General features: G+C 57.9%; 17 protein-coding genes. All 17 read right to left on the reverse strand.

From position 1 onward, the window contains the following. The gene (gene waaF / locus FJ145_03050) at positions 1–1,101 is read right to left on the reverse strand and encodes a lipopolysaccharide heptosyltransferase II (GenBank protein ID MBM4260399.1); all 1,101 of its coding nucleotides are present in this window, start codon (positions 1,099–1,101) and stop codon (positions 1–3) included. A gap of 2 nt (positions 1,102–1,103) precedes the next feature. Further along, positions 1,104–1,271 carry a Trm112 family protein gene (locus FJ145_03055; protein ID MBM4260400.1) on the reverse strand — a complete coding sequence of 56 codons (168 nt, stop codon included), beginning with the start codon at positions 1,269–1,271 and terminating at the stop codon, positions 1,104–1,106. Between the two features lie 34 nt (positions 1,272–1,305). Beyond that, entirely contained in the window at positions 1,306–2,166 is an 861-nt protein-coding gene (locus FJ145_03060; GenBank protein MBM4260401.1) for a hypothetical protein, read from the reverse strand. A gap of 32 nt (positions 2,167–2,198) precedes the next feature. Next, complete coding sequence (locus FJ145_03065; protein MBM4260402.1) at positions 2,199–3,143, reverse strand: NAD-dependent epimerase/dehydratase family protein; 945 nt, start codon at positions 3,141–3,143, stop codon at positions 2,199–2,201. Positions 3,144–3,182: 39 nt separating this feature from the next. After that, on the reverse strand, positions 3,183–4,307 hold the full coding sequence (gene lpxK / locus FJ145_03070) for a tetraacyldisaccharide 4'-kinase (protein ID MBM4260403.1): 1,125 nt from the start codon (positions 4,305–4,307) through the stop codon (positions 3,183–3,185). A 16-nt stretch (positions 4,308–4,323) separates the two neighbouring features. After that, positions 4,324–5,598: a 3-deoxy-D-manno-octulosonic acid transferase gene (locus FJ145_03075; protein MBM4260404.1), complete on the reverse strand. Its 1,275-nt coding sequence runs from the start codon at positions 5,596–5,598 to the stop codon at positions 4,324–4,326. A 4-nt stretch (positions 5,599–5,602) separates the two neighbouring features. Beyond that, positions 5,603–7,291 (reverse strand): ATP-binding cassette domain-containing protein, encoded by a 1,689-nt coding sequence (locus tag FJ145_03080; protein ID MBM4260405.1) that lies wholly within the window; start codon positions 7,289–7,291, stop codon positions 5,603–5,605. 89 nt (positions 7,292–7,380) lie between these two features. Then, positions 7,381–8,520: a lipid-A-disaccharide synthase gene (locus FJ145_03085; GenBank protein MBM4260406.1), complete on the reverse strand. Its 1,140-nt coding sequence runs from the start codon at positions 8,518–8,520 to the stop codon at positions 7,381–7,383. Further along, on the reverse strand, positions 8,520–9,464 hold the full coding sequence (locus FJ145_03090; protein ID MBM4260407.1) for a Gfo/Idh/MocA family oxidoreductase: 945 nt from the start codon (positions 9,462–9,464) through the stop codon (positions 8,520–8,522). The genes FJ145_03085 and FJ145_03090 overlap by 1 nt, the downstream gene beginning before the upstream one ends. 6 nt (positions 9,465–9,470) lie before the next feature. Beyond that, positions 9,471–10,295 carry an LpxI family protein gene (locus FJ145_03095; protein MBM4260408.1) on the reverse strand — a complete coding sequence of 275 codons (825 nt, stop codon included), beginning with the start codon at positions 10,293–10,295 and terminating at the stop codon, positions 9,471–9,473. A 26-nt stretch (positions 10,296–10,321) separates the two neighbouring features. Further along, complete coding sequence (lpxA, locus tag FJ145_03100; protein ID MBM4260409.1) at positions 10,322–11,110, reverse strand: acyl-ACP--UDP-N-acetylglucosamine O-acyltransferase; 789 nt, start codon at positions 11,108–11,110, stop codon at positions 10,322–10,324. Further along, complete coding sequence (fabZ, locus tag FJ145_03105; protein ID MBM4260410.1) at positions 11,107–11,547, reverse strand: 3-hydroxyacyl-ACP dehydratase FabZ; 441 nt, start codon at positions 11,545–11,547, stop codon at positions 11,107–11,109. Before fabZ ends, lpxA begins: the two co-directional genes overlap by 4 nt. Before the next feature lie 6 nt (positions 11,548–11,553). After that, positions 11,554–12,609, reverse strand: a complete 1,056-nt coding sequence (gene lpxD / locus FJ145_03110; protein ID MBM4260411.1) for a UDP-3-O-(3-hydroxymyristoyl)glucosamine N-acyltransferase — start codon at positions 12,607–12,609, stop codon at positions 11,554–11,556. Positions 12,610–12,614: 5 nt separating this feature from the next. Then, positions 12,615–13,121, reverse strand: coding sequence for an OmpH family outer membrane protein (locus tag FJ145_03115; GenBank protein MBM4260412.1), 507 nt, complete (start codon positions 13,119–13,121; stop codon positions 12,615–12,617). A gap of 46 nt (positions 13,122–13,167) precedes the next feature. Continuing rightward, positions 13,168–15,630 (reverse strand): outer membrane protein assembly factor BamA, encoded by a 2,463-nt coding sequence (bamA, locus tag FJ145_03120; protein ID MBM4260413.1) that lies wholly within the window; start codon positions 15,628–15,630, stop codon positions 13,168–13,170. Positions 15,631–15,727: 97 nt separating this feature from the next. After that, on the reverse strand, positions 15,728–16,405 hold the full coding sequence (locus FJ145_03125; GenBank protein MBM4260414.1) for an ABC transporter ATP-binding protein: 678 nt from the start codon (positions 16,403–16,405) through the stop codon (positions 15,728–15,730). Continuing rightward, positions 16,398–17,621: a lipoprotein-releasing ABC transporter permease subunit gene (locus FJ145_03130; protein MBM4260415.1), complete on the reverse strand. Its 1,224-nt coding sequence runs from the start codon at positions 17,619–17,621 to the stop codon at positions 16,398–16,400. The genes FJ145_03125 and FJ145_03130 overlap by 8 nt, the downstream gene beginning before the upstream one ends. Positions 17,622–17,672 lie beyond the last annotated feature (51 nt).

Here is a 17,672-nt window from a genome sequence, read left to right on the forward strand (position 1 = left end):
TTAGACGGACAGAAACTCTGGTGTGAACGGTTGCGCCGGCGCCGCGCCTTCGCGCGCCTGCCGGTCCATTAACTTTCGCACCGCGGCAAGCACAAGGGCGGGTTCAATCAACCGCACGCAATCGGCGCTGCCCAGCGGACAACGCCGCCCGCCGTGGGCACTGCACGGGCGACAGTGGAGTCTCTTTTCAACCACGATGGCGTTGGAAGAGTACGGATAAAAGCCCAGGTCCGGCGTCGTCGCGCAAAAGATCGCCACTGTGGGAATATTTCGAGCGACGGCAATGTGCATCGGGCCGCTATCGTTGGTTATGAACAATTTACAAAAGCTTATCGCCGCCGGCAGCTCAGTGAGTGAAAATACGCCGGCGCTGTTGATCAGCTTTGCCTGGCAAAGCGCGGCTATATGCGTTGCCGTTTCGCGGTCTTCGGGCCCGCCAAAAATAATCGCCTGGCAGTGGTATTCCCGGCAGGCTTGCTCGACCACCTGGGCAAAGCCTGCGGCTGACCAGCGCTTCATCGGCCACACCGAACCCGGGTTGATGCCAATGGCCGGCAAGCTCGAATCGTAACCAAGCCCGGCCAATTTCGCTGCGACTTTTTCCCGCAGGTTTTCGCCGACTGGCAGATGCAGTGCTTGGCGGCAATCTTCGGGTTTGATTCCGAGGGGCGTTAAAACGGCAAGATTGCGCACGACGTCATGCTGCGCTGGGTCGCGCTGCGCGCGGGCGTGAAACAAGAACCAGCCCGCGCTTTGCGCGAAACCAACGCGATGGGGAATCTGCGCCAACCACAAGAGCAGCGCGGTGCGCAGCGACTTGTGCGGCGTCATGGCCAAGCTGAAGGATTTTTCTTTGAGCTGCTGCGCCTGACGGCGCAGACCGGATAAGCCGCGGTCGGCGCGCCGCTTATCATCGACGATCAGCTCATCAATGGCGGGATGGTTTTGCAGAATATCGTAGCCGGCAGGGTTGCATAGCACGGCCAGATGGGCCGCCGGAAAGCGCCGCTTGATTTCAGCGATCAGCGGCAAGGTGAGCACCGTATCGCCCAGAAAACTGGTTTGCACCAGCAAGACCCTTTGCCAAAGGGCATCGGCCATCGCTACAGCGCCAGCGCTTCGTCGATCAACATCACCGGAATGTCATCTTTGATCGGGTAGACTAGTTTGCAAGCCTTGCAGGTCAAGCCGTCGTTCTTATCGTTGAGTTGAATATCTCCCTTGCACTTGGGGCAGGCTAAGATATCCAACAGATCTTTTTGAATCGCCATTGACACCCTCTCCTCACGAAACATTAATCGTTGCTCAAGCTTGAAATGGCACCGCCGCATCGCGGCCGCGCCGGTAGGCGCGCTGGCTCTGCACCGGATCGCGATTGACAAACGGCCGATGAAACATCGGGTGATGCATGCTGCGCACTTCATGCTCTAGAAAGAACACCGCTTCGCCGCTATCGAGATCGACGATGTTTTTGAAGCGAAACTGATGGTTGCGCACGTCCTCAGAGATCAAACCGCGCTGCTGTAATAAGCCGTAGGGGCTGGAAAAATTGGCGACATAAATGGCGATGTGGTGACCATCGTAGGCCGGCAGATCTTCGCTGGTTTCGCGAAAGAGCACGGACTGATGCCGGCCGATCCTGACGCGGCCGAGGGCCGCACCGTTCTGCCGTTCCACCGCCCCCGGCGCGCCGAACACTTTGTCGTAAAAATTGACGATGGCAGCGGCACAACCCCGCCGCACCAAAAACTCCACCGCCGGCATGCCCAGCGCCATGTCGCCGAATTCGCGCCCAGCTTGGTAGCAGCGAAAACGATTGCCCCAGGGGCAAGTCACGGCGACAAAGCCGTCCTGCGCTGACCAAGCAAACTTGGTTCCGGCTAAGCCTTTTTCCACCGCCGCCAGGTTGGCTTTGAGCAGATCCAGATTGGGCATCACCAGCACCATATGGCCAGGCACCACTTGGGCAGCGCGCGTCGGCAAATGGAACTGCTGCTCGCCGACGTTGACCCACATATTGTTCAAGCCCACGGTCAGATACGGATCGCGCGTCAACCCGAGACCCACCACATAGAACAGCGTCGCCAGCGCCTGATCGGGCACTTGCACATTGACATGTTCGAGCGCGACGATGTTGCCGACATCTTCCTCTGAATAGGCTGCCATGGCGAACCTCCTAAGAGTATTCTCGCGGACGTTTACTCGTAGCCTAAAGTTTGAACCCACTCCCACTGTCGCGTCAAGCCTTCGTGCAGATCGACCTTGGGCGCGTAACCGAGCTTGCGGCGCGCCGCCTCGATGCTCGCGCTGGTGTGGCGCACATCGCCGCGCTGGCGATCGTGACGCTTGAGATTGGCCTTGCGGCCGGCAATCGATTCGGCCAACGCGATCGCCTTCAACAGGCTGGTCTCGCTGCCCCCGCCCAAATTGAAAACCTCACCGACGCCGGGATAGAGCGCTGCGCCGATAACGCCATCGAGGATATCCAAACAGAAAGTGAAATCGCGCGTCTGCTCACCATCGTCAAACAAAGGAATCTCTTCGCCGCGCAATAGACCGCGCAGAAATATGTGAAAGAACATATCCGAGCGCTGGCGCGGCCCATAAACCGTAAAAAACCGCAGCGCCACCGTCGGCACGCCATAGGCCTTAGAATAGAGATGGCAAAGGTGCTCGGCCGCAAGCTTGGTGACACCATAGGGCGAAACCGGCCGGGTCTGGCCGTCCTCGCGCATGGGCAAATCCTTGGTATCGCCGTACACCGAGGAGGTCGACGCGTATACGAACTTGCGCAGCTTGGCGTCCTTGGCCGCTTCCAATAGGAGCTGCGTGGCTTGAATATTGTTTTCGGTGTAACGGCCAAACTCGCTACCCCAACTCGAGCGCACCCCGGGCTGGCCAGCGAGGTGAAACAAGTAATCGACGCCCCGCAGCGCCTGCTTCAAATCTGCTGTGAGGAGATCCTGCTCGTGGAAAACGAACTGTGGCCGCTCGCGCAAAGAGGCCAGATTCGCTTCTTTGTAGCGCCGTGGATAGTTGTCGAGAAACTTGTCGTAGCCGACCACTTGGTGACCCAGCTCAATGAGCTTCTCAGCCAAATGGGAGCCGACAAAGCCCGCAGCACCGGTGATGAGAGACTTCACGTGCAACCCCGTTGCGACGATCGAGTAGCTGGCGCGAGTTTACGCTGCTTTGCTGCCGCGCGGCAATGCCGGCAAGCGTCCGACCACCGAATCGATCAGCCTGTCCCCCTCTTCGATCTGCATCACCACCCGCAGAGCCATCAGCTTGCCCCGCGGAAACGGATATTTGGCGAGTTTCACCAGGTCTTTCTCGGTGGTCACGATGAGATCGACCTGGCGCGCCGCGCGATTGATATCCTGCCAGTCGCGCGAGGAGTAATCGTGGTGATCTTCATATTCGATCGTATCCGAGATTTCGCCGCCGGCATCATGGAGCGTGCGAAAGAAACTATCGGGATGAGCGATACCGACCACGGCGAGAATTTTGCTGTTGAATAGATGACTCAAGGGGTACTCCACCCAGCGGTTCGATTCGATGGCACCCAGCGCGATGGCGTGAATGGAACCGTAAAACGGTTCCGCATTTTTGACCTTGTGCAGGGTGGCGCCCCAGCGTGCATCACCGCCGGTGACGACCACAAAATCGGCGCGGCGCGCGGCGCGCGCCGGCTCGCGAAATGGGCCTGCGGGCAAGAGCACTCCCGAAACATCACTACCCAACAATACAATATCTAAATCGCGCTTGAGCTGGCGGTGTTGAAAGCCATCGTCGAGAATGTACAGATCAACTTCTCGCTCCGTGGCCAAGTGCTGCGCGGCCGCATAGCGGTCCGGCGCCACCGCCACCGTTTGGCCGTAAAGCCGAGCCATCATGAACGGCTCGTCGCCGGCGGCGGCAACCTCTTTGGCGTCGTCGGAATAAAGACTGCCACTGACCAGCGGCGCAACCACAACCACGCCCTCGTGTTTGCGTTTGTAGCCACGGCTTAAGATGGCAACTCTGAAGCCCCGCTGCTGCAACGCCTGGGCGAGCCAGATACTGCTGGGGGTTTTCCCGGTGCCACCGACGGTGAGATTGCCAATGCTGATGACCGGTCGGTCGAGGCTCTTGGGTTTAAACAACTTCAGTGCATAGCAGCCGTTGCGCATCGCGACCCCTAGGCGGTAGAGATACGAGCAAGGCAAAAGCACCAGCCAAAGGAGCTTGCCGCGAATCCCCTTGCGCTCCCAAACCTCGGGCAGCCAGTCCGCTGTCATCGGATTTTCACCAACATATCGGCCCATCCCGCGTCATAGGCATCTATTGCAAGTAACGCTGCGCCAGCGCCATGCTTGCCGGCAGCACACCGCGGTCATCGGCGGCAAGCTCGGCGGCCCGCGCCCCGACTTCACGGCGCTTTGCCGGATCGGCCAACAAGTCAGCCAGCGCTTGGCGCAGTTCCACTCCGTTTTCCACTTGAATGCCAGCGCCGCGCCGCTTCATTTCTGCGGCAAGCTCACGAAAGTTATTTATGTGCGGACCGAATAGCACGGGTTTGCCGAAGCGCGCCGGCTCGAGCAGATTGTGGCCGCCGACGTCGACCAAACTGCCGCCGACAAAGGCGACGTCACCCATGGCGTAGAAGTCTGGCAAATCGCCAATGGTGTCGAGCAGCATGATCTCTTTGTCGAAGTGATTCTTCCCGTTGACGGTGCTTTTCTTGTCAAAAGACAAACCGGTCTGACGCACGAGATCTTCGACCTCGGCAAAGCGTTGCGGATGGCGCGGTGCCAGCACCAGACGGATCTGCGGAAAGTTCTGCTTGAGTAATTTGAAAACGTCCAGCAGCAAAGCCTCTTCACCGCGATGCGAGCTGCCAACCACCAGGTAAAGCGCGCCTGACTCTTCAGCGTCTTTATTCTGAGCCGGTTGTGCCGGTACGGCGTGCTTCAGATTGCCTGAAAGAAAAACTCGGCTTTCCAACGCCCCTAAAGCGATGACGCGCTCAGCATCGTCGCGGCTCTGCATGCCAAAGGCGGTGACGTAACCGAGCACTTGCGAAAAAAAACTGCGCAGCTTCGCGTAGCGGCGAAAGCTCCGCGCCGACATGCGGCCGCTCAAGATAACGATGGGGATGCCGCGACGGCTCGCCGCTCGTAGCAGATTCGGCCAGATCTCCGTTTCGAGGAGGATCAAGAGAGCCGGCTGAAATTTTTCCATGGCTCGGCGCACGATCCAGGCGTGGTCGAGCGGCAAGAACACGCAGCTGTCGGCAGCGCTCGCCTTTTGCGCCATCTGCTGGCCGGGTTCGGTAAACGTCGAAAACAGGATCGGCCGCTCTGGATGACTGCGTTTAAGCTCACGGGTCAAGGGCACCGCCGATAACACTTCGCCCACCGACGCAGCATGGACCCAGATCGGTCGCCCGGGCTGTACGGCGCGCAGCGCCTGCGCTGGGTAAAGCCCAAGCCGCTGCGCGAATCCAGCGCGATAGCGCCGCCCCGCCAGCACAAGCAGCGGCGCGAGCAGCAACCCGAGCCCGAGCGCTGCCGTGGTACCGAGCTGATAGAGAGCGAAGAGCGCACGCTGCCGCATATTTTCAGTGTATGGTCTCCACCGTCGTGGCCGACTCCTCTTCAAGAAGTTGCATGGAATAGAGCCGGCTATACTCGCTCTTGCGCGCCATCAAGTCGTCGTGGCTGCCTTCCTCGACAACGCGGCCGTCGACGATCACCACGATGCGGTCGGCTTTGCGAATCGTCGATAAGCGGTGCGCAATCACAAGTGTCGTGCGCGTCGTTATCAAGGTCTCCAGGGCATCTTGCACGACCCTTTCGCTCTCGACGTCCAGCGACGACGTCGCTTCGTCCAGGATCAAGATCGGCGCATCCTTGAGCAGCGCTCGGGCAATCGCAATACGTTGGCGCTGGCCGCCGGAAAGCTGCATGCCCATTTCGCCGATTTGGGAATCATAACCGTTGGCCAGCCCTTCAATGAATTCATGCGCATGAGCGGTTTTCGCCGCCCGGATCACATCCGCCATCGGCCGCGCCGGGTCGCCATAGGCAATGTTGTTGCGCACCGTGTCGTTGAACAAAAACGTGTGCTGCGACACGATGCCGATCTGCGCCCGCAGCGATCTCAAGGTCAAGTCGCGGACGTCGACACCGTCGATGGTAATCTTGCCGGCCGTCACGTCGTAGAAACGCGGAATCAGGTCAGCCAGCGTGCTCTTGCCCACGCCGCTCATGCCCACCAGGGCAACCATTTCCCCCGCCCGCACGGTCAAATTGATGTTGTTCAAAACCCGCTTCTCGCCGTAGCTAAAGTCGACGTTGTGAAAGACAATGGCGTCGCGAAACGGTTGCGCCGGCCGGGCGTCTTCCTTCTCTGTGACCTCCGTGCGCTGATCGAGAATTTCAAAAACCCGCTCAGCACCGGCAATCCCCTGCTGTACTAGCGTGTAAGTCTTGGTCAAGCTCTTGAACGGTTGATACATCAGAAACATCGCCGCCATGAATGCCATGAATTCGCCCTGGCTGCGCCCGCCGGCAATGACGCTCCAACCACCGTACCAGACCACCGAGCCGATGCCGAAGGAGGCCAACAACTCCATCGATGGCGCCACCGACGATTTGATGCGGCTGGCGCGCAGCGACTGTTTGAATAAGCGATAGTTCTCGTCGGTGAAGCGTTTGTTCTCGTACTCTTCCATACCGAAGGCTTTAACGATGCGATTGCCTTGGATGGTCTCCTGCAAAACCGAAGTCAGCGTGCCGCTGGAGATCTGCCCGCGTTTGGTAAAGCGCTTGATTTTCTTGCTCAGTCGAATCACTGGCAGCACCGATAACGGAAAAACCACAAATGCAATCGACGCCAGCACCCAGTCCTTCAGAAACGCCACCGTCACCAGCACAATCAACGAAGTCGAGTCTTTTAAGAAGGAGGCGATCGCATCGGTGAGCGCCGAGCGTAGCAAACCGACGTCGTTGTTGACCCGCGAGATCAACGTGCCGGTGGGGTGACGGTAAAAGAACGCCACCGAAAGGGTTTGCAGGTGGGCGTTGAGGGCGTTGCGGACATCGTTGATGATGCGCAACCCAACGTAGTCGCTCAGGTAGTGCTGACCGAAGTTCAGCACGCCGCGCACAGCAAAGACACCGACCACGAGCAAGGGCAAATAGGAAAGCGTGGATGCGTCTCTCTTGCCGAACACATCGTCCATCACATGCTGCACGAGAAAGGGAATCGCGCCGTCGGTGGCGCCATAGGCAAGCATGCAGATCATGGCGAGAACAAAGTACGGCCAGATGTAGGGTTTGAGGAAAGGTAGCAGCCGAAAATAAGTGCGCACAGTGTTTCTTTCTGTTTTGGATCTTAGGCCATCATCGCCACGGCGATGTCTGCCACTCGCTCCGAAGCGCCCGGCGCACCGAGTCTTTCCCGCAGCTTTTTCAAGCGCTCGATGATCGAAGCGCGTTTTGCGTCATCGTTTAAGATGGCTTGGCTTTCGGCGACGATGCGCGCGGGCGTCAGCTCACCCTGAATCAGCTCGGGGGCCAATTTTTCACCGGCAATTAGATTGACCATGCCGATGGCCTCGACCCGCACTAACAAACGGGCGAGCCAATAGGTCAGCCAAGACATGCGGTAGACAATGATCATCGGTTTCAACAGTAAGCCGGTTTCCAGCGTCGCGGTACCGGAAGCCACCCAAACCAAATCCGCCGCCCCTATCGCATCGTAGCGATCTTCGCTGACGATCCTGATCTTCGGCTCTTGGAAGTCTGACAGTTCGCCTAATTCCTCTTGGCCAATAGTGCTGGCACGCACGCAGAGAATCTGAACATCGGCCGCGCGATGAAGCTGCCGCGCCGCGGTCAGCATGGCGGGCAGATGGTTGGCCACTTCTTTGCGCCGGCTTCCGGGCAGCAATGCAATTATAAATTTCCCCGCTTCTAATCCGAGCTTGGCGCGCAGCTGCTCTTTATCTTTAGGCACGCCAATCGTGTCGAGCAATGGATGACCGACGAAAGTCACCTTCACGCCATGGCGCTCGTAGAACGGCACTTCAAATGGAAAAATCACCGCCATGCGATCGACCCAACGGGCGATCTGGCGCACCCGGCCGCGGCGCCAGGCCCAGATCTGCGGGCTGACATAATATAGGACCGGCACGCGCAGCTCTTTAGCCAATTTGGCCAGCCGCAGATTGATCTCCGGAAAATCGATCAAGACCAATAGATTCGGCCGGCGCTCGCGCAGCGAACGGCGCAGGAGCTGATAGGCGCCCCACAGGCGCCTGAGATTGCCGAACAACTCAGTAAGTCCCATGCCGGCGATCTCGGAAACATCGAACAAGCTTTCAAACCGCGTGCGCCGCAGTTGCTCTCCCGCTACACCAAAAATTCTCAGCGAGGGGTCGCGCCGCAGCAACGCTTGCACGAGATGGGCGCCGTGAATATCGCCGGAAGCCTCGCCGACCACCAGCATGACTTGTTTACCGCCTGCGCTCATCAGGCAATCGCGCCGGGTTGGAGCTGCGCGCTGATCATCGACGCAATCTCCAGGGCGAGCAGGCCTTCGCTACCGCTGACCAACGGCGTGGCGCGACTCTCGACGCAGTCAAGAAATGAATCGATCTCGTCGGCGAGGGCGTCGCCTTCTTTGATTTCGATGGTTTCGTATTTGATATCGAGCCAGGTGGCGCCCGGCGCAGGTTTGTGAAAGATCTGCGCCCGGCGCTGGTCGTAATCGATGGAGATGTAAGCGTCTGGCTGAAAAAAGCGCACCTTGCGCTCGCGCTTGAGTGAGACGCGGCTCGCGGTCACGTTGGCGATGCAGCCGTTTGCAAAGGTAATGCGCGCGTTGGCGATATCGGGCTTCTCGGTCAAGACCGGCACGCCGACCGATTCGACGCGCTTGACCGGCGAGCGCACCAAGCTCGCAATCACATCGATATCGTGAATCATCAAGTCCAAGACTACGTCGACGTCAGTGCCGCGCTCGATAAACGGCGCCAAGCGGTGGCACTCAACGAACTTGGGGTCGTGAATGACGCCTTCCAAACGCCGAATCGCCGGGTTAAAGCGCTCCAAGTGTCCTACCTGGAGAATGCTATTGTGCTGGCGTGCAACCTCCACCAGTTCCTGGCCCTGGGAGAAATCCATCGCCAGTGGCTTCTCCACCAGCGCATCGATGCCTTGCGCCAGTATCTTCTTGGCAACTTCGTGATGGTAGCGCGTCGGCACCGCGATGCTGGCGCAGCGCACCTTGCCGAACAGCTCCCGGTAGTCGCGCAACGCCGTAGTGCCTAATTGCGCGGCAATTTCACTGGCCCGCGCGCCATCGACGTCGACCACCGCGACCAGCTCCGCCTTGGGCGACGCCGCGTACTTCTCGGCGTGATATTTGCCGAGATAACCGACGCCAATCACCGCCACCGGAATCTTCGCCATAATAAAGCGCTAGCTGCTCACCGCGACAACGACAATGCCGGCGCGCTGCGCTTCCGCCAGCAATGCTTCTTTTTCGAGCAAGATGGTCTTTTCAGCTTCCACGGCCAAGACGCTGGCGCCGGCCTGGGCCATGCTCTTGATCGTCTCCACTCCCACCGCGGGCACATCAAAGCGCAAATCCTGATGCGGCTTACTGACTTTGACGACGACACAGCCACCCTTGGCGAGTGAGCCGCCGCGCAGAATCGCCGCGTCCGTTCCTTCAATCGCCTCGACAGCCACGATAACGCGATCCTTCACCACCACGGTTTGGCCGATCCCAAGACGGCCAATCTCCTTCGCCGCGGCGAAACCGATCTCGATATCGTGCCGTTGCGCCGTAGTCGGCTCGTGACTCGTTAAGGCGCCAACCTTGGGCATAATGTCCGCCAGGCAAAACGTCGATTCGATAACTTGGATGCCATCGCGCTCCAGTTCACCGGCGATGCCGCGCAGCAGAGCGTCATCCTCACGGCTTTTCATGCGCGCCAAAAAACTTACACCGCGCAGGTCCGGACGGAAATTGCCAAACAGCTTGACCTTGCGGATGCCGCCCGCCATGACGGCCTGCCTGACGCCGGCTTGCTGAAACGTGCGGATGATCTTGCCCAGCTGGCCGACGTAGATCCAGGTAATGGCATCGGCGACGGTTGCAATTTCTTCGGCGGTTTCACCACGATGCGCGACAGCCACGACTCGGTAGCCTTGGCGCTTGGCTTCCTGGGCAAAGATCAGCGGGAATTTGCCGTTGCCGGCAATCAGGCCGACACTCTTTGCGTTGGCAGAAACAGCCACGAGTATTGCAGTATCGAATGATGAGCCTAGCGACAGATGCCGCGCTTGGACTGGGCGATGAAATCGATAAAGCGTAAAACTTCCGAGCTCTGCGGCAATTCGCTGCGGACTTTCGCCAAAGCGTCTTTGGTCAAGAGCTTGGATTGAAACATAATGCGATAGGCTTTGCGCACCTGGTCGATTTGCTCCTTGCTAAAACCGCGCCGCCGCATGCCTTCGAGATTTAGCCCATGGAGTTTCGCCCGGTCGCCGGTGGCGTTGCAGAAAGGCGGCACATCCTTGGAGACCATCGAGCCGGCGCCGAGAATGGCGCCGGTGCCGACGTGAACGAACTGATGAATGCCGGCCAAGCCTCCGACGATGCAGGAATCTTCCAACACCACATGGCCGCCCAGGGTTGCGCCGTTGGCGACGATGTTGCGATTGCCGACAATGCAATCGTGGGCGATGTGGCAGTACATCATTAAGAGATTCTGATCGCCCACCCGCGTCACCATGCCGCCGCCGCTGGTGCCAGGGTTGAGCGACACGTACTCGCGAATGATGTTTCCATTGCCGATGATCAGCTCGCTCGGCTCGCCTCTGAACTTCAGGTCCTGCGGCTTTGAGCCGACGCTGGCAAATTGAAAGATCTCGTTGCCCTCGCCCAGCGTGGTGCGGCCTTCGACCACCGCATGCGCGCGAATCTTGCAGCCTTTGCCGACGCGCACACCCGCGCCGATGATCGCATAGGCGCCGACCTCAACCCCTTCCGCCAGCTCGGCCTGTGGATCGACGATCGCGGTTGGGTGTATGAGGCACGCGGTGGCGCTCATGGGTCCAGGTCAACTTCCATCGCAGAGATTTCGGCTTGCGCGGCGATCTTGCCGTCCACCGAAGCAACCCCTTGCATTTTCCAGTAGGAACCGCGCCGCTTCGACGACGTCAGTTCTAAACGCAATTGATCGCCGGGCTCCACCGGCCGCTTGAATTTGACGTTGTCGAGGCCGGTGAGAACGAACACTTTTTTCTCATCGTTGCCGCCACGCGCGACGTGGGCCAAGATCGCGCCCACCTGAGCCAGCGCCTCGCAAATCAACACCCCGGGCATCACCGGATGATGGGGAAAATGGCCTTGAAAAAAACTCTCGTTCATCGAGACATTTTTGATACCAACGATCTTCTCTTCGCCCTGGATCTCGACGATGCGGTCGACCAGGAGAAACGGATAGCGATGGGGTAAATGTTTGACGATCTCGTTTATGTCCATCATCGCCGGCTATTCCTTTGCGCTGCGTTGCGCGAGCTCCGCTACTTTTTTGTCCAGACTGCGCACCAGGCTCCAGAGTTTGGGCAACTGCGGCAACAACGCCATCACCTTAAGCCACTCGCGATGCGGCGCCGCCGGCAAACCGCTGGAAAGCACCACGCCGGCGGGCACCGATTGGGCAACGCCCGATTGCGGTCCAATCGTCGCGCCATCACCGATCTGAATATGATTGACCACGCCGACTTGGCCGGCGAGCGTCACGTCTTTGCCGACTTTGCTACTGCCAGCGATGCCGGCTTGCGCGGCGATCACCGAGTTTTCGCCGATGGTGACGTTGTGCGCAATCTGCACCAGGTTGTCGATCTTGCTGCCGCGGCCGATGACGGTTTTACCCAGCGTCGCCCGATCAATCGTCGTGTTGGCGCCGATTTCAACATCATCGTGAATTTCCACGATGCCGACCTGGGGAATTTTCACTCGGCCGGCGCCGCGCCCGGCGTAGCCAAAGCCATCGCTGCCGACAACCACGCCGGCGTGCAGCACCACTCGATTGCCGACAACGCAGTCATGCCGCACCACTACGTTGGGGTGCAGCACCGAGTCGTCGCCCACTTTGCTCTTCTCTCCTAAGAAAACCCCGGGATAGAGCACAGCGCGGGCGCCGATCTGCGCGCCGGCACTGACGCAGACATGCGGAAAAATCGTTACCTCGGCACCCACCGTGGCATCGGGGCTGATCACCGCCAGCGGGCTTACGGACCGATCGAAACGCTCGGCCGGCGTCAATAGCTGCAGGATCTTGGCGAAGGCAACGTAGGGGTCGGCAACTTCAAGAAAAGCTACATTCGCGCCGCTCGAGGCGGCCAGCGACGCGACGCCGCGGCCGACAATGACCGCGCTGGCGCGGCTTTGGCTTAAAAAAGTATGATATCTCGGGTTGGCGAGAAAAGTTATCGACCCGGGGCCAGCTTCTTCAATGGGTGCAACCGCCGCAATCGCCACCCCACCATCGCCGACCACCGCCCCCCCCACATGGCGCGCCAGCTCGTCGAGCGATTTTCCCAAGCCGCTCACTTCACTCTGCTATTGAAAACTTCGATTACCCGGTTGGTGATGTCAATGCCCTGGTCGCTGTAAAGGATTTGCGAGCGTTCGAGAATCAGCGTGAACTTGTCGGCTTTGCCGACTTCGGCAACGACCTTTTCCAAGTCCTTAAGAATATCGTTGGTCATCTCACGATCTCGTTTCTGCAGCAATTGCTGGGTGTCATTTACCGAGCGCTGGTAGTTAACGAAGCGTCTTTCGAGATCCGCTTCCATGTTGCGCCGCTCCTCTTCTTTCATGAGCGGTCCCTTCTTGTCGAGATCGTTCTTGAGCCGTTCTATTTCGTTCTTGTCGCGCAGCGCGTCGGCCTCTGCCTTTTTGATTTCTGCTTGAAAACGATCTCGCGCTCGTTTACCCGCCGCCGATTCCTGCAGCACTCTCTGCACGTCGAGAAAACCTATCTTGACTCGATCCTGCGCCCAGACAGACGCCGGCATCAGGGCCAGCATAAAAACAACCAGCCAATATTTCACTGCATCCTCCAATATCTAACTTTGCTAGAGCTTGCTAAACGACGTGCTATTGCGATCCGACAGAGAAACCCAAGACGGATGTGTCGTCGCCGGGCTTCTTGCCAATCGGGAAACCCAACTCGACGCGGAGAGGACCGAAGGGGGACATCCAGCGACCGCCAAAGCCCACGGAGCGGCGAAAATCACCAATGCTAAATCCTTTGTCAAAGGAGTTACCCATGTCGAAGAAAGCCACACCGCGCAGACCGTACTGTTCCATCACCGGGAACAGCACCTCGGCGCTCAGCACGGCTGACTTGTTGCCACCGATAACGTCGCCTTTTTTGACTGTGTCATCCGCGGCGAGACAGCCGGTTGCCGGTCTTTCATAGGAGGGTTTGTTTAAGTCCGCCGGGACGCAAGAATCCTTGGCCCTGGGTCCAATGCTGCGGTCGGTGAAACCTCGCACTGAATTGATACCCCCAACAAAGTAACGCTCAAATAGGGGCAAATCATCGCCGCCCCCATTGGCCCGAGTAATACCCAACCCGTAGCCTAAGCTGCCACCTAAGGACAGAACATAGTTGCCGCCCCAATCAGGGTTTTTCATAAGCGGATAGTACCAACGGCCGCTCAGGTCCGCCTTGAGGAATCGATTGTCTCCCCCCAAGCCAGCAAACTTGGTGGAAAATGCCGACTTGAGACCCTGTGTCGGCTTGAAGAAGTGATCGCGGCTATCGTAGCTAATCTCGGGTGTCATGCTGCTGGTAAGCGACTTGCCTGCTTCGTCGCGAATCGCCTGCGACGCGCCGGCTTTCACACCGCTGATATTCTCTCTGGTAAAGTCATAGGTAATGCCACCGCGCGCATAATCCCAAAGGCTCGGCGTGTGTGCGACCGCCAATTCATCGGAGCCAACCGCCGTCTTTTGCTTAGGGTCGCGAATGAACGGAATATATAAATCCCTAAACGGATAGCTCGTACTCACGCCAAAGCCCAACTTATGCTCATCGAAGTCATTAAACTCCCGTTTGGTGTTGAAGGCGTCGAAACCTAGAGACATTCTCGAATTGTTGAAGTAGGGTTCGTTGAAGCGCAGCACATAATCTTGCCGCTTCGAACCCAAACTAAAGTTGCCGGTGACCCCTTGCCCGCGACCGAACAAGTTTTTCTCGGAAATATTGGCGTTAAAGACAAACCCATCGCCACTGCTATAACCGCCACCGACCGTAAACGTGCCGGTGGGGGCTTCTTTCACGTCGACCAACAGATCGACCGTGTCCGGTTGGTCGGTCTTCTTGGTTGTCAGCTGCACGTCTTCAAAATAGCCGGTGCGCTGTAGCGCGTTTTTGCTTTGGGTGACTTTGGTGCCTGAATAAAGCTCCTGCTCGGAGGCCTGCAACTCGCGGCGCACGACGTTGTCGCGCGTCTTGTTGTTGCCGGCGACCAAAACCCGGTTGAAGTAAACCGGCGACCCTTTGGTGATTGCTAAAGTAACGTCCACGTTGCGATCGCGCGGATTTACTTTGGTGATCGGATCGACCTGCACAAAGGCGTAGCCGCGGTTAGAATAAAGCTCCGATAAAGACGCGACGTCTGCGCGCAAGCGGCTACCGCGAAAGATCTGGCCTGAGGTGATTTTGACTTGCTTGAGCAGGACCTTGCCGTCTTGAATCAAATCGCCGCCGATCTCCACTTTGCCGACCCGATACTGTTGGCCTTCTTCGACCCGGATCACAACCTCCAAGCCGTCGCGCCCGCGCAGGATCACCGGTTCATCGATCTTGTGGTCGATGTAACCGTTATCGAAGTAATGATTTTGCAAAATCGCAATATCGTTGGTGAGCATATCGCGATCGAGCACGCCGCGGTTCGTGATGAATGAAAACAACCATTCTTCTTTGGTTGCGATCAGCGACTTGAGATCGCTGTCGGAGAAAGCCTTATTGCCCTCGAAAGAGACCCGTTTGATCAGTAGCCGCGAGCCTTCATTAACATCTAGCACCACCGAGGCCTGGTTGTTGGACTCCACCGACACCGCGTAATCAATAATCGCGTTGACGTAGCCTTGCTCGCCGTAGAGCTTGCGAACTTTCTCAACGCCTTCGGCTACCTTGGCACGATCGAGCACGGTGCGCGCGCTGACGCCCAATGCGGTTTCAATTTTCTCGCGAGTCACTTGGGAATGACCTTGGATGCGCACCTCGCGAATATAGGGCTTCTCTTTCACCTGGTAGGTCAGCACATTGTCGGGCGATATCTCTGCGCGCACATCGTCAAAGAAACCCATGCGGAAGATCGCCTTGACGTCCTGCTCGACCAGCGTCGGCTCGTGCGCGTCACCCGGACGGGATTTGACGTGTAGCCGTATGCCGTCTTCTTCGACTCTGATGTTGCCAGCGATCTTGACGTCTTTGAGCTTGCCGCGTGATTGGGCAAAGATCAGCGCAGCCGATCCCTGGACAAGAATGAGCGCAGCGATTAAGAGTAACCGGACGCGCTTTGACCGAGAGCTTAATGGTGGTTTCATTGAGGCTCTGTGACAGTGACGCTTAGAAGATCGAAAATTTCTGTTTTTGTAACAAATTCGAACACTTTTGTAAAGCAGAATGGACTCAATTTGGTGCTTAAATGGGGCTCAGGCGGCCATCGCACAACTGTTCCTGGCGGCCGATTTTATAGGCGAATTCGCGATTGTGCGTGGCAATGACGAGTGACACACCATTTTTCTCGTTCAAATGAAACAACAGATCCTGCACCTCTTCGCCAATCCGCAGATCCAACGAGCCAGTCGGCTCATCCGCCAGAATCAGTTTGGGCTGCAACACCACGGCCCGCGCCACCGCCACCCGCTGCTGCTCGCCGCCCGACAACTTGCCAGGTCGATGGCTCATCCGGTTCTTCAAACCGACCAACTCCAATAGTTTTTCCGCTTCCTCGCGCGCTCGTTCTGGCCCCATGCCCTCGATCAAAGCCGGGAACATGACGTTTTCCAATGCCGAGAAATCCGGCAGCAGATAATGGAACTGAAAAACAAAGCCGATTTCCCGATTGCGGAACTTTGCCAGCGTATTTTCGTCTTCCAGCGGCACCTTATTGCCGTTAAAGAGTATCTCGCCCTTGGTCGGTTTATCGAGGGTGCCAAGAATGTGCAGCAGCGTGCTTTTGCCAACACCGGATTCACCGACGATCGCCAGCCGCTCGCCCGCTGCCAATTCGAGGTCGAGCCCCTGCAAAATATGAATCTCTGCGCCGCCTTCGTTGAACGACTTGTGCAGATCGCGCACCGAAAGCAGGCTACTCATAGCGGAGAATTTCGACCGGATCGAGTTTGGCCGCCTGGCGCGACGGATAGATGCTCGCCAACAGGCACACTCCCAGAGAAGCGAGCGTGACGATCGCAAGGTTGCTGCCGTACATGCGCACCGGCACGGTCGAAATCAGGAACACGTCCTTGGGTAACTGAAATTCATACTGGGCGATGAGCAAACAAACCAGAATACCGAGAATGAGGCCGAGAAACGTTCCCACCGCACCGATCACACAGCCCTTCAAAAGGAAAATCTTGCGAATGCTGGCCCGCGTCGCCCCCATGGAAAGCAGAATCGCAACGTCCTTGCGCTTTTCCATTACGACCATGACCAAGGTCGAAATAATGTTAAAGGCGCCGATCAAGACCATCAGCAACAGGACGAGAAAGTAAACGGTCTTTTCTAGCTCCAGAGCAGTAAACAAGTTCGGCCACAACCGGCCCCAATCCTCGGCGAGATAGGGAAAGCCCAACCGTTTTTGCAAATCGTCGGCGACCGCTTTAGCGCGATTGACGTTATTGACGCGGACTTCGATATTGGTCACCGCACCGTCGAGATCGAAAAACTTCTGCGCCTCAGCCAAGCCCATAAACACCATCGTGGAATCGATCTCGCTCATGCCGGTTTTCATCATGCTAATCACGACAAAACGGCGCACTTTGGGAATCACGCCGATCGCGGTCGGACTGCCTAAAGGCGAAACCACTTGAACCGGATCGCCGACACCGACACCAAGCTGATTGGCCAATCGTTGACCGATAATGATGCCCGGCAGCAGCACGCGTCGGTCTGCCACTTGCAATGGGTATTGATGGCTCAGCCCGGCCAGCGTCCCTTGCTGCAAGTAGCGCTGCAAATCGATCACCTGGTTGACCCGCACCGGATCGACACCGCGCACCACCACTCCCGAAACCCGCGACCCGGAGGTCAACATGACTTGCCCGTAAATGGTCGGCGAGGCCGCGACCACGCCAGGCTGTTTGGCAATTTCCGCCAACAGTTTTTCCTGCTCGCGCAACGGCTCGCCGGCTTTCACTAAAGCGATGTGCGCGTTGATGCCAAGCAGGCGGTCGCGCAGGGTTTCTTCGAAGCCGGTCATCACTGCCATGACGACGTTAAGCGTCATGACGGCGAGCATCACACCCAGAATCGAAATGACGGTAATGAGCGAGATGAACGTTTCCCGGCGCCGCGCGCGCAGGTAACGCATGCCTATGAAGAGCTCGTAATTCACGCAAATGCATTTTCACCACGAAGGACA

The sequence above is a fragment of the Deltaproteobacteria bacterium genome, from assembly GCA_016874755.1.
In the GTDB taxonomy this organism is placed as follows: Bacteria; Desulfobacterota; Binatia; order UBA9968; family UBA9968; genus DP-20.